The following is a 16,961-nucleotide window of genomic DNA, read 5'->3' on the forward strand; positions in this document are numbered from 1 at the left end:
GAGTACCCGGCGGCCTGTGCACCCGCCCTGAACAACGGCCTCAGCCGATGGTCATCAAGCTCGCATTGCCCCCGGCAGCGGCGGTATTGACGCTCAAAGCACGTTCGACCACAAGGCTTTCAAGCGGAATGCCCGTATCCCCAGGAGCGAACGCGCGCACGCCGACGATCGGCCCCGGCCGCGACGCGATGTGATGCACGACGCCCGTCAGGCCCGTCGCATCGCCGTGATGAAGAACAGCGTCGAAGACCACGGTCTCCGAAGTCCAGTCGCTCGCAACGGCGACCGATTGCTGCACCTCGACTGGCAACGATGCGCGCAGGCTTTGTGCGCCGGCATCCGCAGGCCAGATCGCGGTGCTTCCCACCGATAGAACGGCCGCCAGTTGCACCAGCCGGTCGGCTTCCGCATCGGCCAGGCACAGCACGGCTTCGCGCGGCTGCAGCGTGTACACGTTGCGCTCGCCCGTCGGACCGGCCAGCGTGCGCGAACTGCCCGAGCGCGAGAGTTCGCCGAAGCGTTGGCATTGCGTTGCCAACGCACTGCGGTTCGTTTCGTTGGCCCATCGGGCCAAGGCCGAGAGCGCGGCATGTGTCTGCGACGTGTTGCCCGGGTCCGCATCCGCGATCGCACGCACCAGCACATCGTCCGGCCGCTTCGACAGCATGCGGTACATGTACAGCGGCCCGCCCGCCTTCGGCCCTGTGCCCGACAGGCCCTCGCCGCCGAACGGCTGCACGCCCACGACCGCGCCGACGATGTTGCGGTTCACATAAACGTTGCCCGCCTTCGCATGCTCCACGATCTGCGCAATGGTTTCGTCGATGCGCGTGTGCACGCCCAGCGTGAGCCCATAGCCCGTGCCATTGATCTGGCCGACCAGCGCGCCCAGGTCGCGGCGGCGGTAGCGCACCAGATGCAGCACCGGTCCGAACACCTCACGCTGCAACTCGGCGATGTTGTCGAGCTCGATGAGTGTCGGCATCACGTAAGTGCCCTGGCGCGTGTCGTGCGCGTACTCGCGGCCTTGCCGGTAGACGCGGCGGCCGCGGCTGCGCATGGTGGCGATGTGGCGCTCGATGTTGTCGCGGGCCTCGGCGTCGATCACCGGGCCCACGTCCACGGCCAGCCGCGCGGGGTTGCCGAGGCAGCTCTCGGCCATTGCGCCTTTCAGCATCTCGATCAGGCGGTCGGCCGCTTCCTCTTGCACGCACAGCACGCGCAACGCCGAGCAGCGCTGGCCGGCGCTGTCGAAGGCCGAGGCCATCACGTCGGTGACGACCTGTTCGATCAGCGCGGACGAGTCCACGATCATTGCGTTCTGCCCACCGGTCTCGGCGATGAGCGGCACGGGCGCGCCATTCGCGCCGAGCCTTGTCGACAGCGTCTTCTGCAGGATGCGCGCGACCTCGGTCGAGCCGGTGAACATCACGCCTTGCACGCGCGCATCCGCGACCAGCGCGGCGCCCACGGTCTCGCCGCGGCCCGGCAGCAGTTGAACGGCCGCGTGCGGAACACCCGCCTGCCACAGCACGCGGATCGCCTCGGTGGCGACCAACGGCGTCTGCTCCGCGGGCTTGGCCAGCACCGGGTTGCCGGCCGCGAGCGCGGCGGCCACCTGGCCGGTGAAGATCGCGAGCGGAAAATTCCATGGGCTGATGCACACCATCGGCCCGAGCGCGCGGTGCGTGTCGTTGGAGAAATCGGTGCGTGCCTGCGCCGCGTAGTAGCGCAGGAAGTCCACCGCCTCGCGCACTTCGGCGATGGCGTTGGCATAGGTCTTTCCGGCCTCGCGTGCGAGCAGGCCGAGCAGGCGGGGTTGCTGGGCTTCAAGCAGGTCGGCTGCGCGGTCGAGCAGGGCGGCGCGTTCTGCGGGCGACGTTGCTGCCCATGTCGTTGCGATGCCTTTGGCTTGTGTCACGGCCGATTCGACATCGGCCAGTGTGGCTTCGCGCACCTGCCCGACGACGTCGCGATGATCTGCGGGGTTCAGCACATCGGCCCATTGTGGGGAGGCTCTGTCACTTGATCCGCCTTCGGCGAGCAGCGGTTCTGCACGCCATGGGTGGGTGGCCGTGGCGCGGAGCGTTTCACCCAGCATGCGCAGGCTGTCGTCGTTCGCGAGGTCGATGCCTTGCGAGTTGATGCGCTGCTTGCCGTAGAGCGCGGCGGGCAATGCAATGGCCGGGTGCGGCAAACCGATGGCGCCTTCAGTCAAGGCCATGCGTTCCACCGTCGCGACCGGGTCTTCCACCAGCGCTTCGAGCGGAATCGTCGGGTCCGCGATGCGGTTGACGAACGAAGTGTTGGCGCCGTTCTCCAGCAGCCGCCGCACGAGGTATGCGAGCAGCGTCTCGTGCGTGCCCACGGGCGCGTAGATGCGGCACGGCCGTCCGAGCGGCCCGACCACCTGCTCGTACAGCGGTTCGCCCATGCCATGCAGGCACTGGAATTCGTACTGCCCCGGCTGGTAGCGCGACGGATCCGCCATCGTGTAGATCGCGGCGAGCGTGTGCGCGTTGTGCGTGGCGAACTGCGGGTAGATCGCCTCGGGTGCGTCGAGCAGCTTGCGTGCGCAGGCGAGGTACGACACGTCGGTATAGGCCTTGCGCGTGTAGACCGGGTAGCCCTCGAGCCCTTCGATCTGCGCGCGCTTGATCTCGCTGTCCCAGTACGCGCCTTTCACGAGGCGCACCATCAACCGATGCCGGCTGCGGCGCGCAAGGTCGATCACGAAATCGATCACGAAGGGGCAGCGCTTCTGGTACCCCTGGATCACGAAGCCGATGCCGTTCCAGCCCGCGAGCGCCGGCTCGAAGCACAGGCGCTCCAGCAGGTCGAGCGAGAGTTCGAGGCGGTCGGCTTCCTCGGCGTCGATGTTGATGCCGATATCGTATTGCTGCGCGAGCAGTGTGAGCGCGCGCAGCACGGGGTACAGCTCGTCCATCACACGCGCGTGTTGCGCGCGGCTGTAGCGCGGGTGCAGTGCCGAGAGCTTGATGGAGATGCCCGGGCCGGCATACACGCCGCGGTGGTTCGAGGCCTTGCCGATCGCATGGATCGCGTCTTCGTACGCGATGCGGTAGCGCTTGGCATCCTCCGTGGTGAGCGCCGCTTCGCCGAGCATGTCGTACGAATAGCGAAAGCCCTCGGCCTCCAGCTCGCGCGCGTTGTCCAGCGCCTGTGCGATGGTTTCGCCGGTGACGAACTGCTCGCCCATCATGCGCATCGCCATGTCCACGCCCTTGCGGATCAGCGGCTCACCGCCCTTGCCGATCAGGCGCGTGAGGACCGTGGAGAGACCCGTCTCGCTGTGCGTGGCCACGAGTTTTCCGGTGAGCAGCAGGCCCCAGGTCGCGGCGTTAACGAACACCGAGGGGCTGCGCCCCGCATGCGACTGCCACTGGCCGTGCGCGATCTTGTCGCGGATCAGCGCGTTGCGCGTTTCGGCATCGGGAATGCGCAGCAGCGCTTCGGCCAGGCACATCAGCGCGACGCCTTCCTGCGAGGAGAGCGCGTATTCCTGCAGCAGGCCTTGCACGAGGCCGGCGCGGCCAGCGGCGTTCTTGCGGTTTCGCAACTGCTCGGCGATTCGGTGAGCGAGGGCATGCGCCTCTTCGGCCTGCCCGGCCGGTAGGCGCGCCTGTTCGAGAAGGGGCGGCAATGCCTCGGGTTCGGGGCGTCGGTAGGCGGCGGTGATCGGTGCACGCAAGGCCGAAGGCGGGGTCAGGCCGTCGGCGAAATCGATGAACGAGGAAGGCAGAGGGTCGGGGTTGTTGGCGCTCATGTCGAATCCGTGCTGGTGAGTTGTTGAATGATCTCAATCTCTTTGACGAATATTCGTTCGAAGAATGGCCGCTTCACTGAGTAAATGACGGGTTGACGTGGTTTCCCTTTTAATGGATATTTAATCCAATATGACGGAATCAACGCCACCCCCGGCCACCACCACCCTCAACGACCGTATCGCCCAGCGCGTGCGCGAGCTTCGCGCCTCCCGCGGCCTGTCGCTCGATGCATTGGCCACGCACTGCGGCGTCAGCCGCTCGATGATCTCTCTGATCGAGCGTGGAGAGAGCAGTCCTACCGCAGTGCTGCTCGAAAAACTCGCCACCGGCCTCGGCGTTCCGCTCGCCTCGCTGTTCGACGACGCCGAGCCTGTCGCCAGCCCCGTGTCGCGGCTGGCCGACCAGTTGCAGTGGCGCGACCCGCACTCCGGCTATGTGCGGCGGAACGTCTCGCCCGGCGGCGCCATCTCGCCGATACAGATCGTGGAGGTCAACTTTCCGCCCAAGGCCCGCGTGGCCTACGAAACCGGCGCGCGCGAGCCGCGCATCCACCAGCAGGTGTGGGTCCTCGAAGGCCGCATCGAAGTCACCGTGGGCGACGACCTCCACCAACTGGATGCGGGCGACTGCCTCGCGCTCACGCTCGACCACCCGATGAGCTATCACAACCCCACGCGCAAGACCGCGCGCTATGCCGTCGTGATCACCACGGCACCCACCTCCTGGAGATGAATGACATGACGACGACAACGACCGAAGTACCCCTCATCCGTGCCCTGTCGACCGTGATCGATGCAGAGGTGAACGCGCTGGCCGACCTGCTGATCGATTGCGTCGAGGGCGGCGCGTCGGTGAGCTTCATGCTGCCGATCACGCGCGAGCGCGCCCTCGCGTTCTGGCGCAAGGTGGCCGACGGCGTGGCGCGCGGCGAGCGCGTGCTGCTCGTGGCCGAAGACGCCGAGGGCCTGCTGGGTACGGTGCAGCTCGTGCTCGACCAGCCCGAGAACCAGCCGCACCGCGCCGAGGTCTCGAAGATGCTCGTGTACCGCCGGGCGCGGCGCCGGGGCATCGGCGCGCTGCTGATGCAGGCGGCCGAGGATGCGGCACACGAACATCGCAAGACGCTGCTGGTGCTAGACACATCGAGCGCCGAGGCCGAGCGGCTCTATGCGCGCATGGGCTGGCAGCGCGTGGGCGTGATCCCCGGCTTCGCGCTGCTGCCGGAGGGTGAGCCGTGCGGCACCACCTTCTTCTATCGCGCGCTGGAGGCGCGCGCGTGAGCGCTTTCGAGCAACTGCTGCGCGATGCGGATACACGGCCGCTGGTCGGATGGGACCTGTCGTGCGACGGCCGCATCACCACCACCGCCACGCCATGGAACTTCGAGGCTGCAGTCGAGCGGCATGCGCGCCGGTCGCTCGACATGCTCGACATGGGCACGGGCGGTGGCGAGTGGTTGAGTCGACTGGCGCATCGTCCGGCGCGCACCGTTGCGACCGAGGGCTGGGCGCCCAATGTCGCCGTCGCGCGCGAGCGCCTTGCGCCGCTGGGTGTCGAAGTGGTCGAGGTCGAAGGCGCCGACGACAACGCAACGCAGGGCGAAGAGCAACAGGCGCAGCTGCCGTTCGCGGATGCGTCATTCCATCTGGTCGTCAATCGCCACGAGTCTTTCGTTGCGAACGACGTGCACCGCATCCTTGCGGCGGGCGGGCACTTCGTCACGCAGCAGGTCGCATCGGATTTCAATGCCGATTGCTACGCGCTGCTGGACCTGCGCATGCCCGCGTTGCCGCGATGGCAACTGGACACTGCGGTCGATCAGCTCACGCTTGCCGGCCTGGTCATCGAGCAAGGCGAAGAGGGCGCCGAAGTGCTGTCGTTCGATGACATCGGCGCGTTTGCCTGGTACCTGAAGCACGTGCCTTATGTGTGCCCCGAATTCACCATCGACGGATGCCGCGCCGCGCTGGAGCGATTGCACGAGCGCATTCAAGACCATGGGCCGCTGACGATGCGGCAGAAGCTGTTCTGGCTGGAGGCCAGCAAGCCATAGGGTGCTGGCCAGGCCCCATCCGAGAAATCCGGGTCCGAATCTGTCAGGGGCGAGACAGAAGCGAGGGCATACCCGCGCTCCCGACCCGGCGGGTTTTCCTATGCTGGCGTCGTCGTTCGTACCGCGTGTCGAATGGACAAACCAGACAGGGAGAGATTCGCATGCGTTCCCGTTTTCGTTTCCTGACCGGCGCGAGGCTGATCGCCCTCGTGGGCGGCGTGATGACGGCCGCGGTGCTGTGGCTGCTGTTCGCGGAGCCGGGCGCCGAGCAGGCACCCGTCGTTGCGGCGCCGAGCACCGCGACGACGGTCGGCACGAAGCCCGTGCCGGCCGGCGACAGCGTCGTGCTCGCGCGGCGCGCACCCGAGTACAAGGTGTTTGCGCCGGGCGCCTCGCCCTACCTCATGTCGGCAGGGCCGCTCGAACGCAAGCTGGATGTCGATCAACTGCGGCGCGATCTGGCGCGCGCCGGCAAGCCTGTCGAGGACGAGGTGGCCCGGCAGGTCGGGCTCGCACGCTACCGCGACCGCATGAACACCCTGGGCGAACTGCTGCCGAGCCTCAGCGAGGAAGAGCGGCGGCAGGAAGCCTATGAAGTGCTCAAGCGGCTTCCCGAGCATGTGGCGCAGGGCGGGCTCCGTCCGAACGAAGCGGTGGTCGTGGCCAAGTTGCTGTCGGAGGTCGGCCAGATCGCCCCCGAGATCCGGGACGAGTTCACCCGGCAGTTGGCTGCCACGCAGCCGGGGTACGCCGGGCAGGTGCCTCAAGGCGGGCGCTGACCGGGTCTCCATTCGCGCATCAGCATCGCGAGCCTCACGACATACAGCAAGACGACCGGCACCACGGACGCCAGCACCAGCCAGCCCGCCCGTTCACTGCGCATCCAGGTGCCGAAGCTGCGGCTGTCGAAGAGGTACCACGCGACCAGCGCCGCGATCGGCATCGCGAGCGAGAGACCGATCCAGAACGCTTGGGATTGCATCCACCGAGCGCTCACCCGCGAGAAGACGCGCCGCCCGAAGGCAAGCGTCAGTGTCCGGGCGTGCGGGAGGCTGCCCGGGCGCATTTCGATGCGGGGTTCGCAGTCGGTCTTGAAGGCGTTCATCCAGGCTGGACTCTAGGTTTCAGAGTCCAGCCTGGGAATGATGGAAGTGACCACAATCGATATGAAAACGGACAAACGTGCTTTGCCTCATTGGGACGAGCTACCCGTTGAGACAAGGCGGCCAGAGGTCAGTTGTCGCTCGACACGCGGAGGTTGTTGTCAAAGATCATCCGCGTGGGACCCTTGGGGCACAGCCCTGGGCAATGGGTGTCCGTCCACGGAAACCACCACTTCAGCTCGAAACCGTCGAACTGCCCGAACGGTTTGCCGTAGCGGGCAAAGTTGGCCACGTAGCCGATGAACTTGTCCGACAGCGCCTTGCGGCTGACGGCGTTGTCCGCGGTCCAGGCAAAGCGCATGAAGCTCGGCTCGTCGGTCACGAAGTTGCCGAACAGTGCCGCCAGGTCGCTGTTGTGGAAGGCGCCGAAAGTGTCCTTCCACGGTTGGGGAATGTCTTTCCAGTTGTAGCTGTAGCGGTAGATGTTGTCGTTCTTCGGCGTCAGCACTCGGATCTGGTCGTCGATCAACTTGTTAAGGGCGGTGGTCCCAGCCCAGGTTGCCATTGCGAAGAGGCCCTGGCTCAGTCCGGGCTTGATGAGTTGACCGGAGGCCACCTTGCTGGGGTCTCCTTCATTGATCAGCTTCCACAACTCCTTTTGCGTCGGCTGGACCATCCACCTCGGACCCATCGAGTCCACCCAGAAGGCCGTGCTGCTGGCGTCTTCGCCTGTCGAGCCGATCATCAGCGGTACCTTGTTGTAGTTGCCCTTCGCCAGGTTGTCATCCGTGCTGCCGGAGCGGATCACGGTGCCGTCGGCGTACGGGCCGGGCATGACCGAGTCTGTCAGCGGTCCCCCGACCGTGAGTCTCATGATCTGCTCTGCGCCGACTTTGCGCAGCAGGTAGGAGTTGATACCTGAAGGGAGCAGGTTCACGACCACGCGTTGCTTGATGGCCTCGCCCAAGTCGCGGGTGGTATCGATCAGCAGGCGGTTGATCAGCTCTTCCGCTTTTGCCTCGCCGTCTATCGGCTTGGAGACGGACGCAAGGTTCGACATGCACAACGCGCGATGGAGCTTGCCTTCGGCCAGCGGCGACTGCAGCAGGGCCCAGGTGTTCAAGCAGCCTGCCGACTGCCCGGCCACGGTCACGAGGCCGGGATCGCCGCCGAACTTTTCGGCGTTGCCCCGGACCCAGTCGAGCGCGCGCACCAGGTCGAGCGTGGCGAAGTTGCCCGAATCGTCCAGCTTGTTGCCAGTTCTCAGGGCCGGATGGCGCAGCAGGCCGAGCATGCCCAGGCGGTACTGCACTGTCACCACCACCATGTTGGCCTGGTGTGCGAGGTAGGCGCCGTCGTAGATGGGCTCGCGCGCCGAGCCCATGATGCTGCCGCCGCCGTGGATCCAGAAGAACACCGGCAGCTTCTCGTCGCGGGAGTTCGGGCGCCACACGTTCAGGTAAAGGCAGTCTTCGCTGCCCACCAGCTTGCCGAAGGTGTCGGGGTCGGGCTCGCCGAACAGGCCGCCAATCTGCGCGCACATGCTGGCGAACTGCGTGGCATCGCGCTCGCTGCTCCACTTGTCCGGCGGCTGTGGCGCACGCCAGCGCAGATCACCGACCGGTGGCTTGGCGAAGGGGATTCCCAGGAATGCCTGCGTCTCGTTGGCGGCCGCCTTGCCCTTGATCGGGCCGTCGGTCAGCGAGCGCACGAGGCTCTGGTCGTAGGCGGCCATCGCGGGCGCCGAGACCGTTGCGAAAGCCGCAATAACCGCCGCGGCGCCAAGCGCCGAGGCGCGACGCACGACGCGTGACAGATATCTGAAGTTCACGAGTTGTCTCCCATGTGGATTCGGCAGGAAGCAAGGCGGTGTCTTGGTTGTCGACTGCCGAGGTGTCGAACGACACGGATACCGCGTCGGACTATGGGTGCGAGCGCTGCGCTTGGGAATGATCGCGGCGGCCTCGAACGATGCGAAAACGGACAACTGCACTGCCCGTCGTCGTTGGCGTCGGATTTACCGAGCAGGCGAACGCCCGAGCGCATCTCGTTCCGGAACGATTCCACACATGCGCGCAGCAACGATGAAGGCTGTCCCTTTTTGTATGGTTTCAGGTCACCGCGATCATTTTCTGGCGCGACTCGCAGGCCCATAGTTCGAACGTCGTCCACGTGTCGAACCCTGTGCGGGTGGGCCTGTACATCGGGCGTGCCTGCGGGCGGGTTGCATTGACGCTGTCCGGCACAGCCGACGCAATGGACGACGCTTCTTCTTCAGCGCCAAGGAAAGCGAAAAAATGACCTACTCCACCGGACACGTCGTCGGGGTCGTCGTGTTCGGCTCGACGATCCTCATCGGTCTTGCGATGCTCGCCGCCAGTTTCTGGGTGCCATCGACCGACGCGGCGATGTACCGCACCGAGGAGCGCGTGGTCCATGCAGTGCAGACGTATTGGGACGCTCCCAGGTCCGAGCGCCCGTCGCGCGAAGCCCTTCACCCGCGACACGATGCGCCCGTGGTGAAGTTTGCAAACTGAGTGAATGAACAACACCGCGCGTGAAGCGAATGCGGCGATGGGCCGGGACGCAAGGATGCTGCGCGTGCTCGCCGCCATCGGGCTCTGCACCACGTACGCGGAACTCGCGCAGGACACCAGCTTGCCGATGGTCATGCTGATGAACACCGTGGGCTATCTGCGCCGCCGCGGCCATGTCGATCGCATCAACGAAGGCGCGCCGAGCAACCAGATCGCACGCTTTCGCCGCACGCAGAGCGGCGATGCGCGGGTGGAACAGGCGACATCGGATTGGGCGTACGCAGCTCCGGAATCTGAACCGGACCCGGAAGCGCCTGTGGATTTCGAAACCCTGACCACGGTGCAGCACGCGCTGCGCACCCAGCCGCCGCTGGCGACGGTGTGGCGGCCGGCGCGGAACGCCGCGCGCGGGCAGTTCCTCGGGCGGTAGCGCGCCCGGTTCACCAAGGCGTGGATGAACGCGAGGGTCAACGGACAACAGCAACCGACCGGGCGAAATCCATGACATCCAGAGTTCTCCTGAAAGATGCCGGTGCCGACGCGATACACCGGACCGGATGGCCGTCGGATGGCCTGTTCCAGGCGAGCGATCCGGGCAGCCTGAAGGAGCTCGGCGGGGTGGCGACACCGGCCTTCCGGCTGAGCGCCCAGGGCGCGTTGAGAGAGGCCCACCCGCTGGACCATGTACAGGCCTATGACCGGCTCTTCCAGGTGTTCAAGCCCATCCTGCAGCGGGACGCCGAACGCCTGACGATGATCGAGGAGGCCGTGGCCGATCCACGAAAGAGAACGACGGTCACCCGCGCGGACTGGCAACCCTTCCATCACCTGAAGCGGGTCGTCGACAACTACGAGCGCTACTGGATCGGCTTCGACTTCCAGAGCGGAAGGACGGCGCGGCTGCACGACAGGGGCCCCACCGGTTTTCGCTTCCGGGTTGCCCGGTCGGTTCAGGTCGATGCGACCATTCCCGTCTCTTCCTTCGAGAGGCAGGAGCTCGACATCGCCGCCCTCAAGGCCGCGATGCTCGGTCTGCCGGTGCGCACGGCGCTGGCCGGCTACGGTATGGCCACTTCGAGCCATTTCGACAGGAACGAGCCGCCGCGCTCATTGCTGCTGCCGGTCGCACGGAAGTACCCGGCCATCGATGTCTGCCCATCGCCGCTGCGCGCATGGTTCCCGAATGAAGACCACGACCTGGGGCGGTCGTGGATCTGCGGCATCAACTGGCTGACGCTGGTGGGCGAGCCGTTCCTGTCGGTGCTGGGCGGCGCCGAGCGCCTGCTGAAAGGCTTGCCGCGCGCCATCGAGGCGGATGTCTCGGACAGGGCCGTGCTGTTCCAGCTGGGCGAGCGGCCGATCACCGGTCAGAAGGACGAAGACGACGCGCTCCTGCCGCTCTATCACGCGCTCGGCCGCAGGCTGAAGCCTTTCGGCGAAGGCTGCCCCAGCGTGCGTTGGCCGCGGGAGCCGGTGTTCGGCAGCGGCGCGGCCCATTCCAGCTTGTTGTGGGAGCGTCGTTTCTACGACGGCCGGTGGTTCGAGGCGCTGCGCGAATGAAGCGCGGAGATATTTGTATCTCACTTTGTCTGGCGCCCCGCCAGATACGGAACACGACGATTCAGTGTGTGTCTCGACACATATGAAGGCGCCTGTCGCGATGGAATGAGCGCTCCATCCACTCGACACGAAACCCGCCATGACCACTTCCTCGTTTCATCGTCCAGGCCGCGCATTCGGCGCTGTCCTGCTGTTCGCCACAGCCTTCGCCGCGCAGGCGCAGTCTTCTTCATCCGCCTCCTCCGATCCGCGCGGTCGCTGGGTCACCGCGAACGGCAACCTCGAAGTGGAGGTCGCGCCCTGCGGCGCCGCGCTGTGCGGCACCGTCACCAAGGTCCTGGGCAACCGCTCGATGGCGCCCGGCGGCGGCGACATGCAGGCCGCCGACAACCGCCCAGTGCTGGGCATGACGCTGCTGAAGGACTTCGCACCCGTCGATGCCACTGCCGACTCCGCACGGCCACCCACCGAATGGGCCGGCCAGATCTACAACCGCGAGAACGGCAAGACCTATAGCTGCAACATGTCGGTCAGCACGGCCGGCAATGCGGCGGGCGAACTGCTGCTGCATGCGTATGTCGGGTTGCCGTTGTTCGGCAAGACGCAGCGCTGGGGGCGGGTTGCGTCGAACTGAACGCGGGTGCCAGCGCTCGCCAGTTCCGCTCTCGCGCGCATCCCGGCTTCGCGATCCCAACTCGTCAGCGCGGCATTGCTCCCCGAAATCCGGCGGCTTCCCCCTCCCACTTGGCACGTTGCGCCCGGTCCTTGGCGCGCTTCGCATCGAGTGCCGAGGCGCGCCTCTTGTTGCCGCGCTCGGCCTCATCGCGCAGCATGGCATCTCCGTCATCACCGAAGAATGTGCGACGAAATTTGGCAATGCCGTAGCCGTTCGTCTCGAACTCGGGCATTCCGAATCCGATGAATCCGGCCATGCTGTCATGCACCAGTTCGTCGAAGAATATCGCGACCTCGCCGGGCACAGGCTGCGACTGGATGGCTTCGAGCAAACGAACACCGTCGCGCTCGACGACGATATCGCGCACTTCGGCTTGTGTCGCCTGAGCCAGAAACTTGCGCCACTCGGCCAGATAGAGCGGCGCCTTCTTTGCCTTGCCGATGGCTCTTTGCAAGTCCTCTTCGCGCAGGTTGCGCTCCATCAACCCTTTGCGAGTGGAAAACCCGCTCATGGCAGAGCCGACCAGCGCATGAACGGAACTGCCGGGCCACCACTCCGACAGACCCTTGACCGTGCTGTCTCTTACTTCGGCGAAAGCGTCGTAGCGTTGCCGCAGCACTTCGTCTTCGGTGCCGCCTGCTTGAATGCGGCGCTGAATTTCGTCGCAGAGCGAGGCGATCACGAAGATCAAGGCGAGCTGCGTCTTCCACAAGGTGCGCGGTTCATCCTTGTAGGAGCCGAGCGAGCCATTGGGTGTTCGGAGGGACTGCTTCATGGCTGGCGAGGTCCGCCAGTCGCTGTGGCGCACACGGTAGGTGAAATACAGGCTCAGGTGTTGCCGCGCCATGTCTTCCACGGGCCCGGCTTGTATGTTGGCCTTCAGGTAGTAGGCGTCGAATGCCTTGACTGTGGCAGGGGAGGGTTTGAGAGCCTTGGCAATCATCTGATTCAGTGGTGGAAATGCGCCAAGTCCGAAGCCGGTTCCCGCGATCTTTTGTCGACCGAAGGTGGTTTGAAAAGGCACTCCGGCGCCCAGCGCTGCGCAATACATCTCGTAGCCCGGTACTCGGGCCAACTGTAGGTCTTCGTCCTCATTGCCCCAATCCTTGCAGCCCAATGCCTCGGGCTTATAGCCGCCACCCACGTCCGAGTGCGAGCCTGGATAAACGTACTCCACCACATTGGCAGGGTAGCTTCTGCCGACGCGCGCCGAATCCAGAGGAAAGCAGGCGCGCACCTCGGTGCTTGCGACCATGTGCACGCATTGCTCCACGCCAGGGTTGATCTGCATGCTGCCGTCGGCCCAACCCGCGCGACCTTCGATGAAGGTGTAGAGACCCGCTGCGCCGACCGACGCCACGGTGTCGAAGAGGCCCAGAAACTGCACTCGAATCGGGATGCCTGCAAAAAGGTAGCCGCCGTCTTTTTGCTTGCAGATTTCATACAGCCAGTTGACGAAGGTCCGCGCTTCGGCTGCCCCCCGGGAAAATCCGAACACGTTGACGGTGATCAGGTTCAGCTTGACAGGCTGATGGGCGAGCTTGTCTTTGAGCTTGCCTTGCCAGTATTCCTTGAGCGATTCTCGGCGGCGGATGTCGATGACGGGCTGCGGCAGCATCATGTCGAAGAACGAAACCGCCAGGTCCTTGGCCGTTGCATCGTCGATCAGATCATCTCCGTGAACATGTCGATTGATGGCATTGAAGATGCGAGTCAAACCCCACACGATGCGAGGGGCCCCGTTCATCGCGCCGATGGAGCCCAGTTGCTGCATGAGCGTGTGCCACTTCTGAGTCAAGCTGCCTTTCTCGTCACCTTCGCCATCGACATCTCCAATTTGAGGGAAGGGGGTGCCGAGGCCAGGGATGTAGTAGCGGTAGTACCCATTGGTTGCGATAGATAGCGGCCCCGGATGCGCGTGATAGAGCCGAACTACATTGCTGTGCCGCATCTCACGTGGTGTACCGACTTGATCGAGGTAATCCTTTTGCTCGTTGTTGCCGGTGCCGTCGAAGAACATGCCTATGAACACACAGCCTGTACACGCGGGCGACGGACCGGATGGATTGGCTGCGCAATGCGCGGCCGCCCGCTGTAATTGCTCCCGATTGCTCAGGGGGCGTTCCCCGCTGCGGGTCCGGCCCAATGCGGGATTCAGTGCGGAATCAACAGGAATCGTCATGCTCATGAAATGTGCTCCGGTGTGTGTAGGAGTTACTCGCCAACAATGTCTGTGCGTGTGATCCAGGGTTTCTTGTCTTCTTCGCTCAGGGGATAGCGTGGGTGCTCGATCGCATATCTGCTAATCACCACCTTGATTCGGTGATCCGAATAGAAATGCACATTGATTGCGCCTGCCGTCTTGGGTGTGTATTCCGGAATCTCGACTTCCGCTTCCTGCGGGGGAGGTGGCGTTCGGGGATCTCCGACCATGACGTCGTAGAACCACCTGACCTTGGCCTTAATGCCAGGGCGCCAGTGCTTTGGAAACGACATGCAGCAGGAACTGCCTGCTCCGTATCCAGGTGAGGCATTGGCGCCCCCCGCGCCGTTGACCGTAAATCCCGCGATGCTCCAACCGGATTCAGGCATGTGGTTGTAGCCGCTGACATCTCCAGCCAGCATGTCGTTCTTGCTGCAGGCGGTCAGCATGACCGTCAATCCGCCGATGCAAGCGAATTGCCGAAGGCGATGCGAAACAGGGCGGCGTTTGGTGATTGATTTCATTGAATTTCCTCATGACGTTTTAGATGCTGCATTACGTTCAATAGATCGAGCCTTCTGCCGTGTCCGTTGGGGTTGATCCAGCGCATGCACGGGGTCATTCGTCAACAATGTCTGTGCGCGTGACCCAGGGTTTCTTGTCCTCTTCGCTCATGGGGTAGCGTGGGTGACCCAATCCGTAGATGCTGATCACGACTTTGACGCGATGGTCGGAATAAAAATGCACCTGGACGGCACCTGCTGTCTTGGGTGTGTATTCAGGGATTTCGACTTCTGCTTCTTGCGGCGGCGGAGGCGTCGCCTCGGGGTCACTGGCTTTGTGGTTGTAGAACCACCTGACCTTGGCCTTCATGCCGGGGCGCCATTTCTTGGGGAACGACATACAGCAGGAATTGCCCGCGCCGCTTCCGGGCTGGGCATTGGACCCCCCCGCACCATTGACCGTGAAACCCGCAATGCTCCAACCGGATTCAGGCATGTGGTTGTAGCCGGTGACATCCCCAGCCAGCATGTCGTTGTCGCTGCAGGAAGCCAGCGTGACAGCCATCCCCCCCGAGACATGCGAACTGCCGGAAACGATGCGAAACAGGATGACGTGTGGCGCTTGATTTCAATGGATTTCCTCCTGATGTTTTTAATGCTGTCGTCATGGTCGTCGACTGAGCCTCGCGTTGTGCTCGCTCGGTTTCTCCGGCGAATGCACTGGGTCATTCGCCAACGATGTCCGTGCGCGTGACCCATGGTTTCTTGTCCTCTTCACTCATGGGATAGCGAGGGTGTTCGATCGCATACCTGCTAATCACCACCTTGATGCGGTGATCCGAATAGAAATGCACGTTGATTGCACCTGCTGTCTTGGGTGTGTACTCGGGGATATCGACTTCCGCTTCTTGCGGTGGTGGAGGCGTAGCCTCAGGGTCACTGGCTTTATGGTTGTAGAACCATCTGACCTTTGCCTTCATGCCAGGGCGCCAGTGCTTGGGGAAGGAAATGCAGCAGGAGAACGCGCCGCCCCCACTCTCGGGCTGAATGTTCGGCCCCCCCGCACCATTGACCGTAAAACCCGCAATGCTCCAACCGGATTCAGGCATATGGTTGTAGCCGGTGACATCCCCAGTCAGTATGTCGTTGTCGCCGCAAGCACTCAGCATGGCCGCAAGGACCGGGGCTCCCAGCGCGCGCCAGAGTCGGCCCGCGATGCGTGAGCGATTCGAGGCGCTTTCAGGAATGATCGTTCTCATGACAGCGTGCTCTGGCGTTGCGTTGCATGCCTCTTCTTCGCTATTCCTATGCCGCAAAGAATCGACCCCGTCACCATGCTGAGCAGGGTGCAGACGGTCCAGGGGTCCGTAGGAAGAGCAGTCAGCACCTCGCGCCAAAGACTGACAACCATTGCCCAGAACTCCGAGGCGTCGTCGGCCATGAAGAAGACATGCCGGAACAAGAAAAGCCAGAAAAGGATGGGCACGAGCAGCAAGGTCAGTCCGAAACGCAAGATCCTGGATCTGACCCGGGCCCATCCGAGCAAGAGGTAGCCGATTGAATAGACGAGCGGAACGAAGATGAACAGGCCGTAGCGTTGCCAAAAATACAGAAGCAACGAAAGAGGAGCGACAAGGTATTCCATACGTTTTCAGATGTTCAAACGATTTTGTGATTCAGCAAGGCTTCGCGCAGATTGCCGGGTTGCCATGCCTTGGTGAGAAGCAACTCCTGCAGCATCGGGTTGTCGTGAATCTTTCCGTTGGTCAGCAATTCGGCCGTGACCAGCGACACCTTGTCGGTCCAGTTTTCGATGCCATGTCTTTCGATCAGGCCGAATGTCTTTTTCTTGATGTAGGCGTGCAGGTTGCCGTGCGCCATGGTGGGGGCGAACACTTCGGGCATCTGGTCGGCCAATAAGCCGAGTGCGGCATCGGGTTCGCAGGCACTCACCATGGTGTCGAGCTGCGCCTGGCTCAGATGCAAGGCCGTTGGCGGGGCAATCGCTAAGGGCTCGGGTAAGCGAACGGCGACCATGGCGCCCTCTCGTTCCACATAGAGCCAACGGGCAAGCGGTGCTGCGATGGCGGACCACTGCGCAGGTGTCAGGATGTCTGGCAACAAGGGCAGCGTGCGGGTGTCGGCAAAGCGCAACAGAAGGCGCTGCTTGTCGTTCGTATGCACGCGATGCAGAGGCAGCCAACGCTTGGCAAGAGCCCACGCCGGGATACGGCTTGCCATCACGCTGAGCATTGGTCGCCCGCTGCAATGGGCGAGCAATTGCGCCATCTGCCGGTGGTTCTTTTCGAACGGGTCCAGTTCGATCAGCCACGGCGCTGCGCCTGTCAGATCATTGAGCGGAAATTCCGCGGCGTAGCAATTCAGTCCTTTGTAGAGAGTTCCTGCGGCGTTGCTGCCGTGATCGAATGCAGCATCGACCAGCGCGATCCAATGCAGGCCGGGTTCGGCGGCGAATGCGTCGGCCAGGTGTTTTTCAGCCGCCTTGAGGTTGGTGGGGTCTTGCGCAAAGTACACGGC

17 protein-coding genes are annotated in these 16,961 nt (G+C 63.9%); 8 read left to right on the top strand and 9 right to left on the bottom strand.

The features are described from left to right. Positions 1-40: 40 nt before the first annotated feature. Positions 41-3,787 (bottom strand): trifunctional transcriptional regulator/proline dehydrogenase/L-glutamate gamma-semialdehyde dehydrogenase, encoded by a 3,747-nt coding sequence (gene putA, locus NU688_RS18760; protein ID WP_257862300.1) that lies wholly within the window; start codon positions 3,785-3,787, stop codon positions 41-43. Positions 3,788-3,917: 130 nt separating this feature from the next. On the opposite strand from putA, the gene NU688_RS18765 reads away from it, so the two are divergent. From NU688_RS18765 to NU688_RS18780, 4 genes are all read left to right on the top strand, one after another. Next, complete coding sequence (locus NU688_RS18765; RefSeq protein WP_257862301.1) at positions 3,918-4,520, top strand: helix-turn-helix domain-containing protein; 603 nt, start codon at positions 3,918-3,920, stop codon at positions 4,518-4,520. 5 nt (positions 4,521-4,525) lie between these two features. Further along, positions 4,526-5,068: a GNAT family N-acetyltransferase gene (locus NU688_RS18770; protein ID WP_257862302.1), complete on the top strand. Its 543-nt coding sequence runs from the start codon at positions 4,526-4,528 to the stop codon at positions 5,066-5,068. Next, positions 5,065-5,841, top strand: coding sequence for a class I SAM-dependent methyltransferase (locus NU688_RS18775; RefSeq protein WP_257862303.1), 777 nt, complete (start codon positions 5,065-5,067; stop codon positions 5,839-5,841). Before NU688_RS18770 ends, NU688_RS18775 begins: the two co-directional genes overlap by 4 nt. A gap of 161 nt (positions 5,842-6,002) precedes the next feature. Further along, positions 6,003-6,620 (top strand): hypothetical protein, encoded by a 618-nt coding sequence (locus NU688_RS18780; RefSeq protein WP_257862304.1) that lies wholly within the window; start codon positions 6,003-6,005, stop codon positions 6,618-6,620. Here NU688_RS18780 and NU688_RS18785 read toward each other — a convergent pair. Continuing rightward, positions 6,605-6,946, bottom strand: a complete 342-nt coding sequence (locus NU688_RS18785; protein ID WP_257862305.1) for a hypothetical protein — start codon at positions 6,944-6,946, stop codon at positions 6,605-6,607. The genes NU688_RS18780 and NU688_RS18785 overlap by 16 nt on opposite strands. 128 nt (positions 6,947-7,074) lie before the next feature. Beyond that, entirely contained in the window at positions 7,075-8,775 is a 1,701-nt protein-coding gene (locus NU688_RS18790) for a carboxylesterase/lipase family protein (protein WP_257862306.1), read from the bottom strand. A 466-nt stretch (positions 8,776-9,241) separates the two neighbouring features. Between NU688_RS18790 and NU688_RS18795 the strand changes: the two genes are divergently transcribed. From NU688_RS18795 to NU688_RS18810, 4 genes are all read left to right on the top strand, one after another. Continuing rightward, complete coding sequence (locus NU688_RS18795) at positions 9,242-9,481, top strand: hypothetical protein (protein WP_257862307.1); 240 nt, start codon at positions 9,242-9,244, stop codon at positions 9,479-9,481. A 4-nt stretch (positions 9,482-9,485) separates the two neighbouring features. Continuing rightward, positions 9,486-9,911, top strand: a complete 426-nt coding sequence (locus tag NU688_RS18800; RefSeq protein WP_257862308.1) for a hypothetical protein — start codon at positions 9,486-9,488, stop codon at positions 9,909-9,911. A gap of 71 nt (positions 9,912-9,982) precedes the next feature. Continuing rightward, on the top strand, positions 9,983-11,041 hold the full coding sequence (locus NU688_RS18805; protein ID WP_257862309.1) for a DUF3396 domain-containing protein: 1,059 nt from the start codon (positions 9,983-9,985) through the stop codon (positions 11,039-11,041). Between the two features lie 139 nt (positions 11,042-11,180). Beyond that, positions 11,181-11,675 carry a DUF2147 domain-containing protein gene (locus NU688_RS18810; protein WP_257862310.1) on the top strand — a complete coding sequence of 165 codons (495 nt, stop codon included), beginning with the start codon at positions 11,181-11,183 and terminating at the stop codon, positions 11,673-11,675. Between the two features lie 64 nt (positions 11,676-11,739). On the opposite strand, the gene NU688_RS18815 is transcribed toward NU688_RS18810, so the two are convergent. From NU688_RS18815 to NU688_RS18840, 6 genes are all read right to left on the bottom strand, one after another. Further along, positions 11,740-13,905 (bottom strand): DUF2235 domain-containing protein, encoded by a 2,166-nt coding sequence (locus NU688_RS18815; protein ID WP_257862311.1) that lies wholly within the window; start codon positions 13,903-13,905, stop codon positions 11,740-11,742. Positions 13,906-13,931: 26 nt separating this feature from the next. Further along, positions 13,932-14,444, bottom strand: coding sequence for a DUF3304 domain-containing protein (locus tag NU688_RS18820; protein ID WP_257862312.1), 513 nt, complete (start codon positions 14,442-14,444; stop codon positions 13,932-13,934). Positions 14,445-14,538: 94 nt separating this feature from the next. After that, positions 14,539-14,988, bottom strand: a complete 450-nt coding sequence (locus NU688_RS18825) for a DUF3304 domain-containing protein (protein WP_257862313.1) — start codon at positions 14,986-14,988, stop codon at positions 14,539-14,541. Between the two features lie 160 nt (positions 14,989-15,148). Further along, entirely contained in the window at positions 15,149-15,682 is a 534-nt protein-coding gene (locus NU688_RS18830; RefSeq protein WP_257862314.1) for a DUF3304 domain-containing protein, read from the bottom strand. Continuing rightward, complete coding sequence (locus NU688_RS18835) at positions 15,679-16,068, bottom strand: hypothetical protein (protein WP_257862315.1); 390 nt, start codon at positions 16,066-16,068, stop codon at positions 15,679-15,681. The genes NU688_RS18830 and NU688_RS18835 overlap by 4 nt, the downstream gene beginning before the upstream one ends. 14 nt (positions 16,069-16,082) lie before the next feature. Next, on the bottom strand, positions 16,083-16,958 hold the full coding sequence (locus tag NU688_RS18840) for a DUF4123 domain-containing protein (RefSeq protein WP_257862316.1): 876 nt from the start codon (positions 16,956-16,958) through the stop codon (positions 16,083-16,085). Positions 16,959-16,961: the final 3 nt, after the last annotated feature.

This window comes from Variovorax sp. ZS18.2.2, from assembly GCF_024701975.1.
Lineage (GTDB): Bacteria > Pseudomonadota > Gammaproteobacteria > Burkholderiales > Burkholderiaceae_C > Variovorax.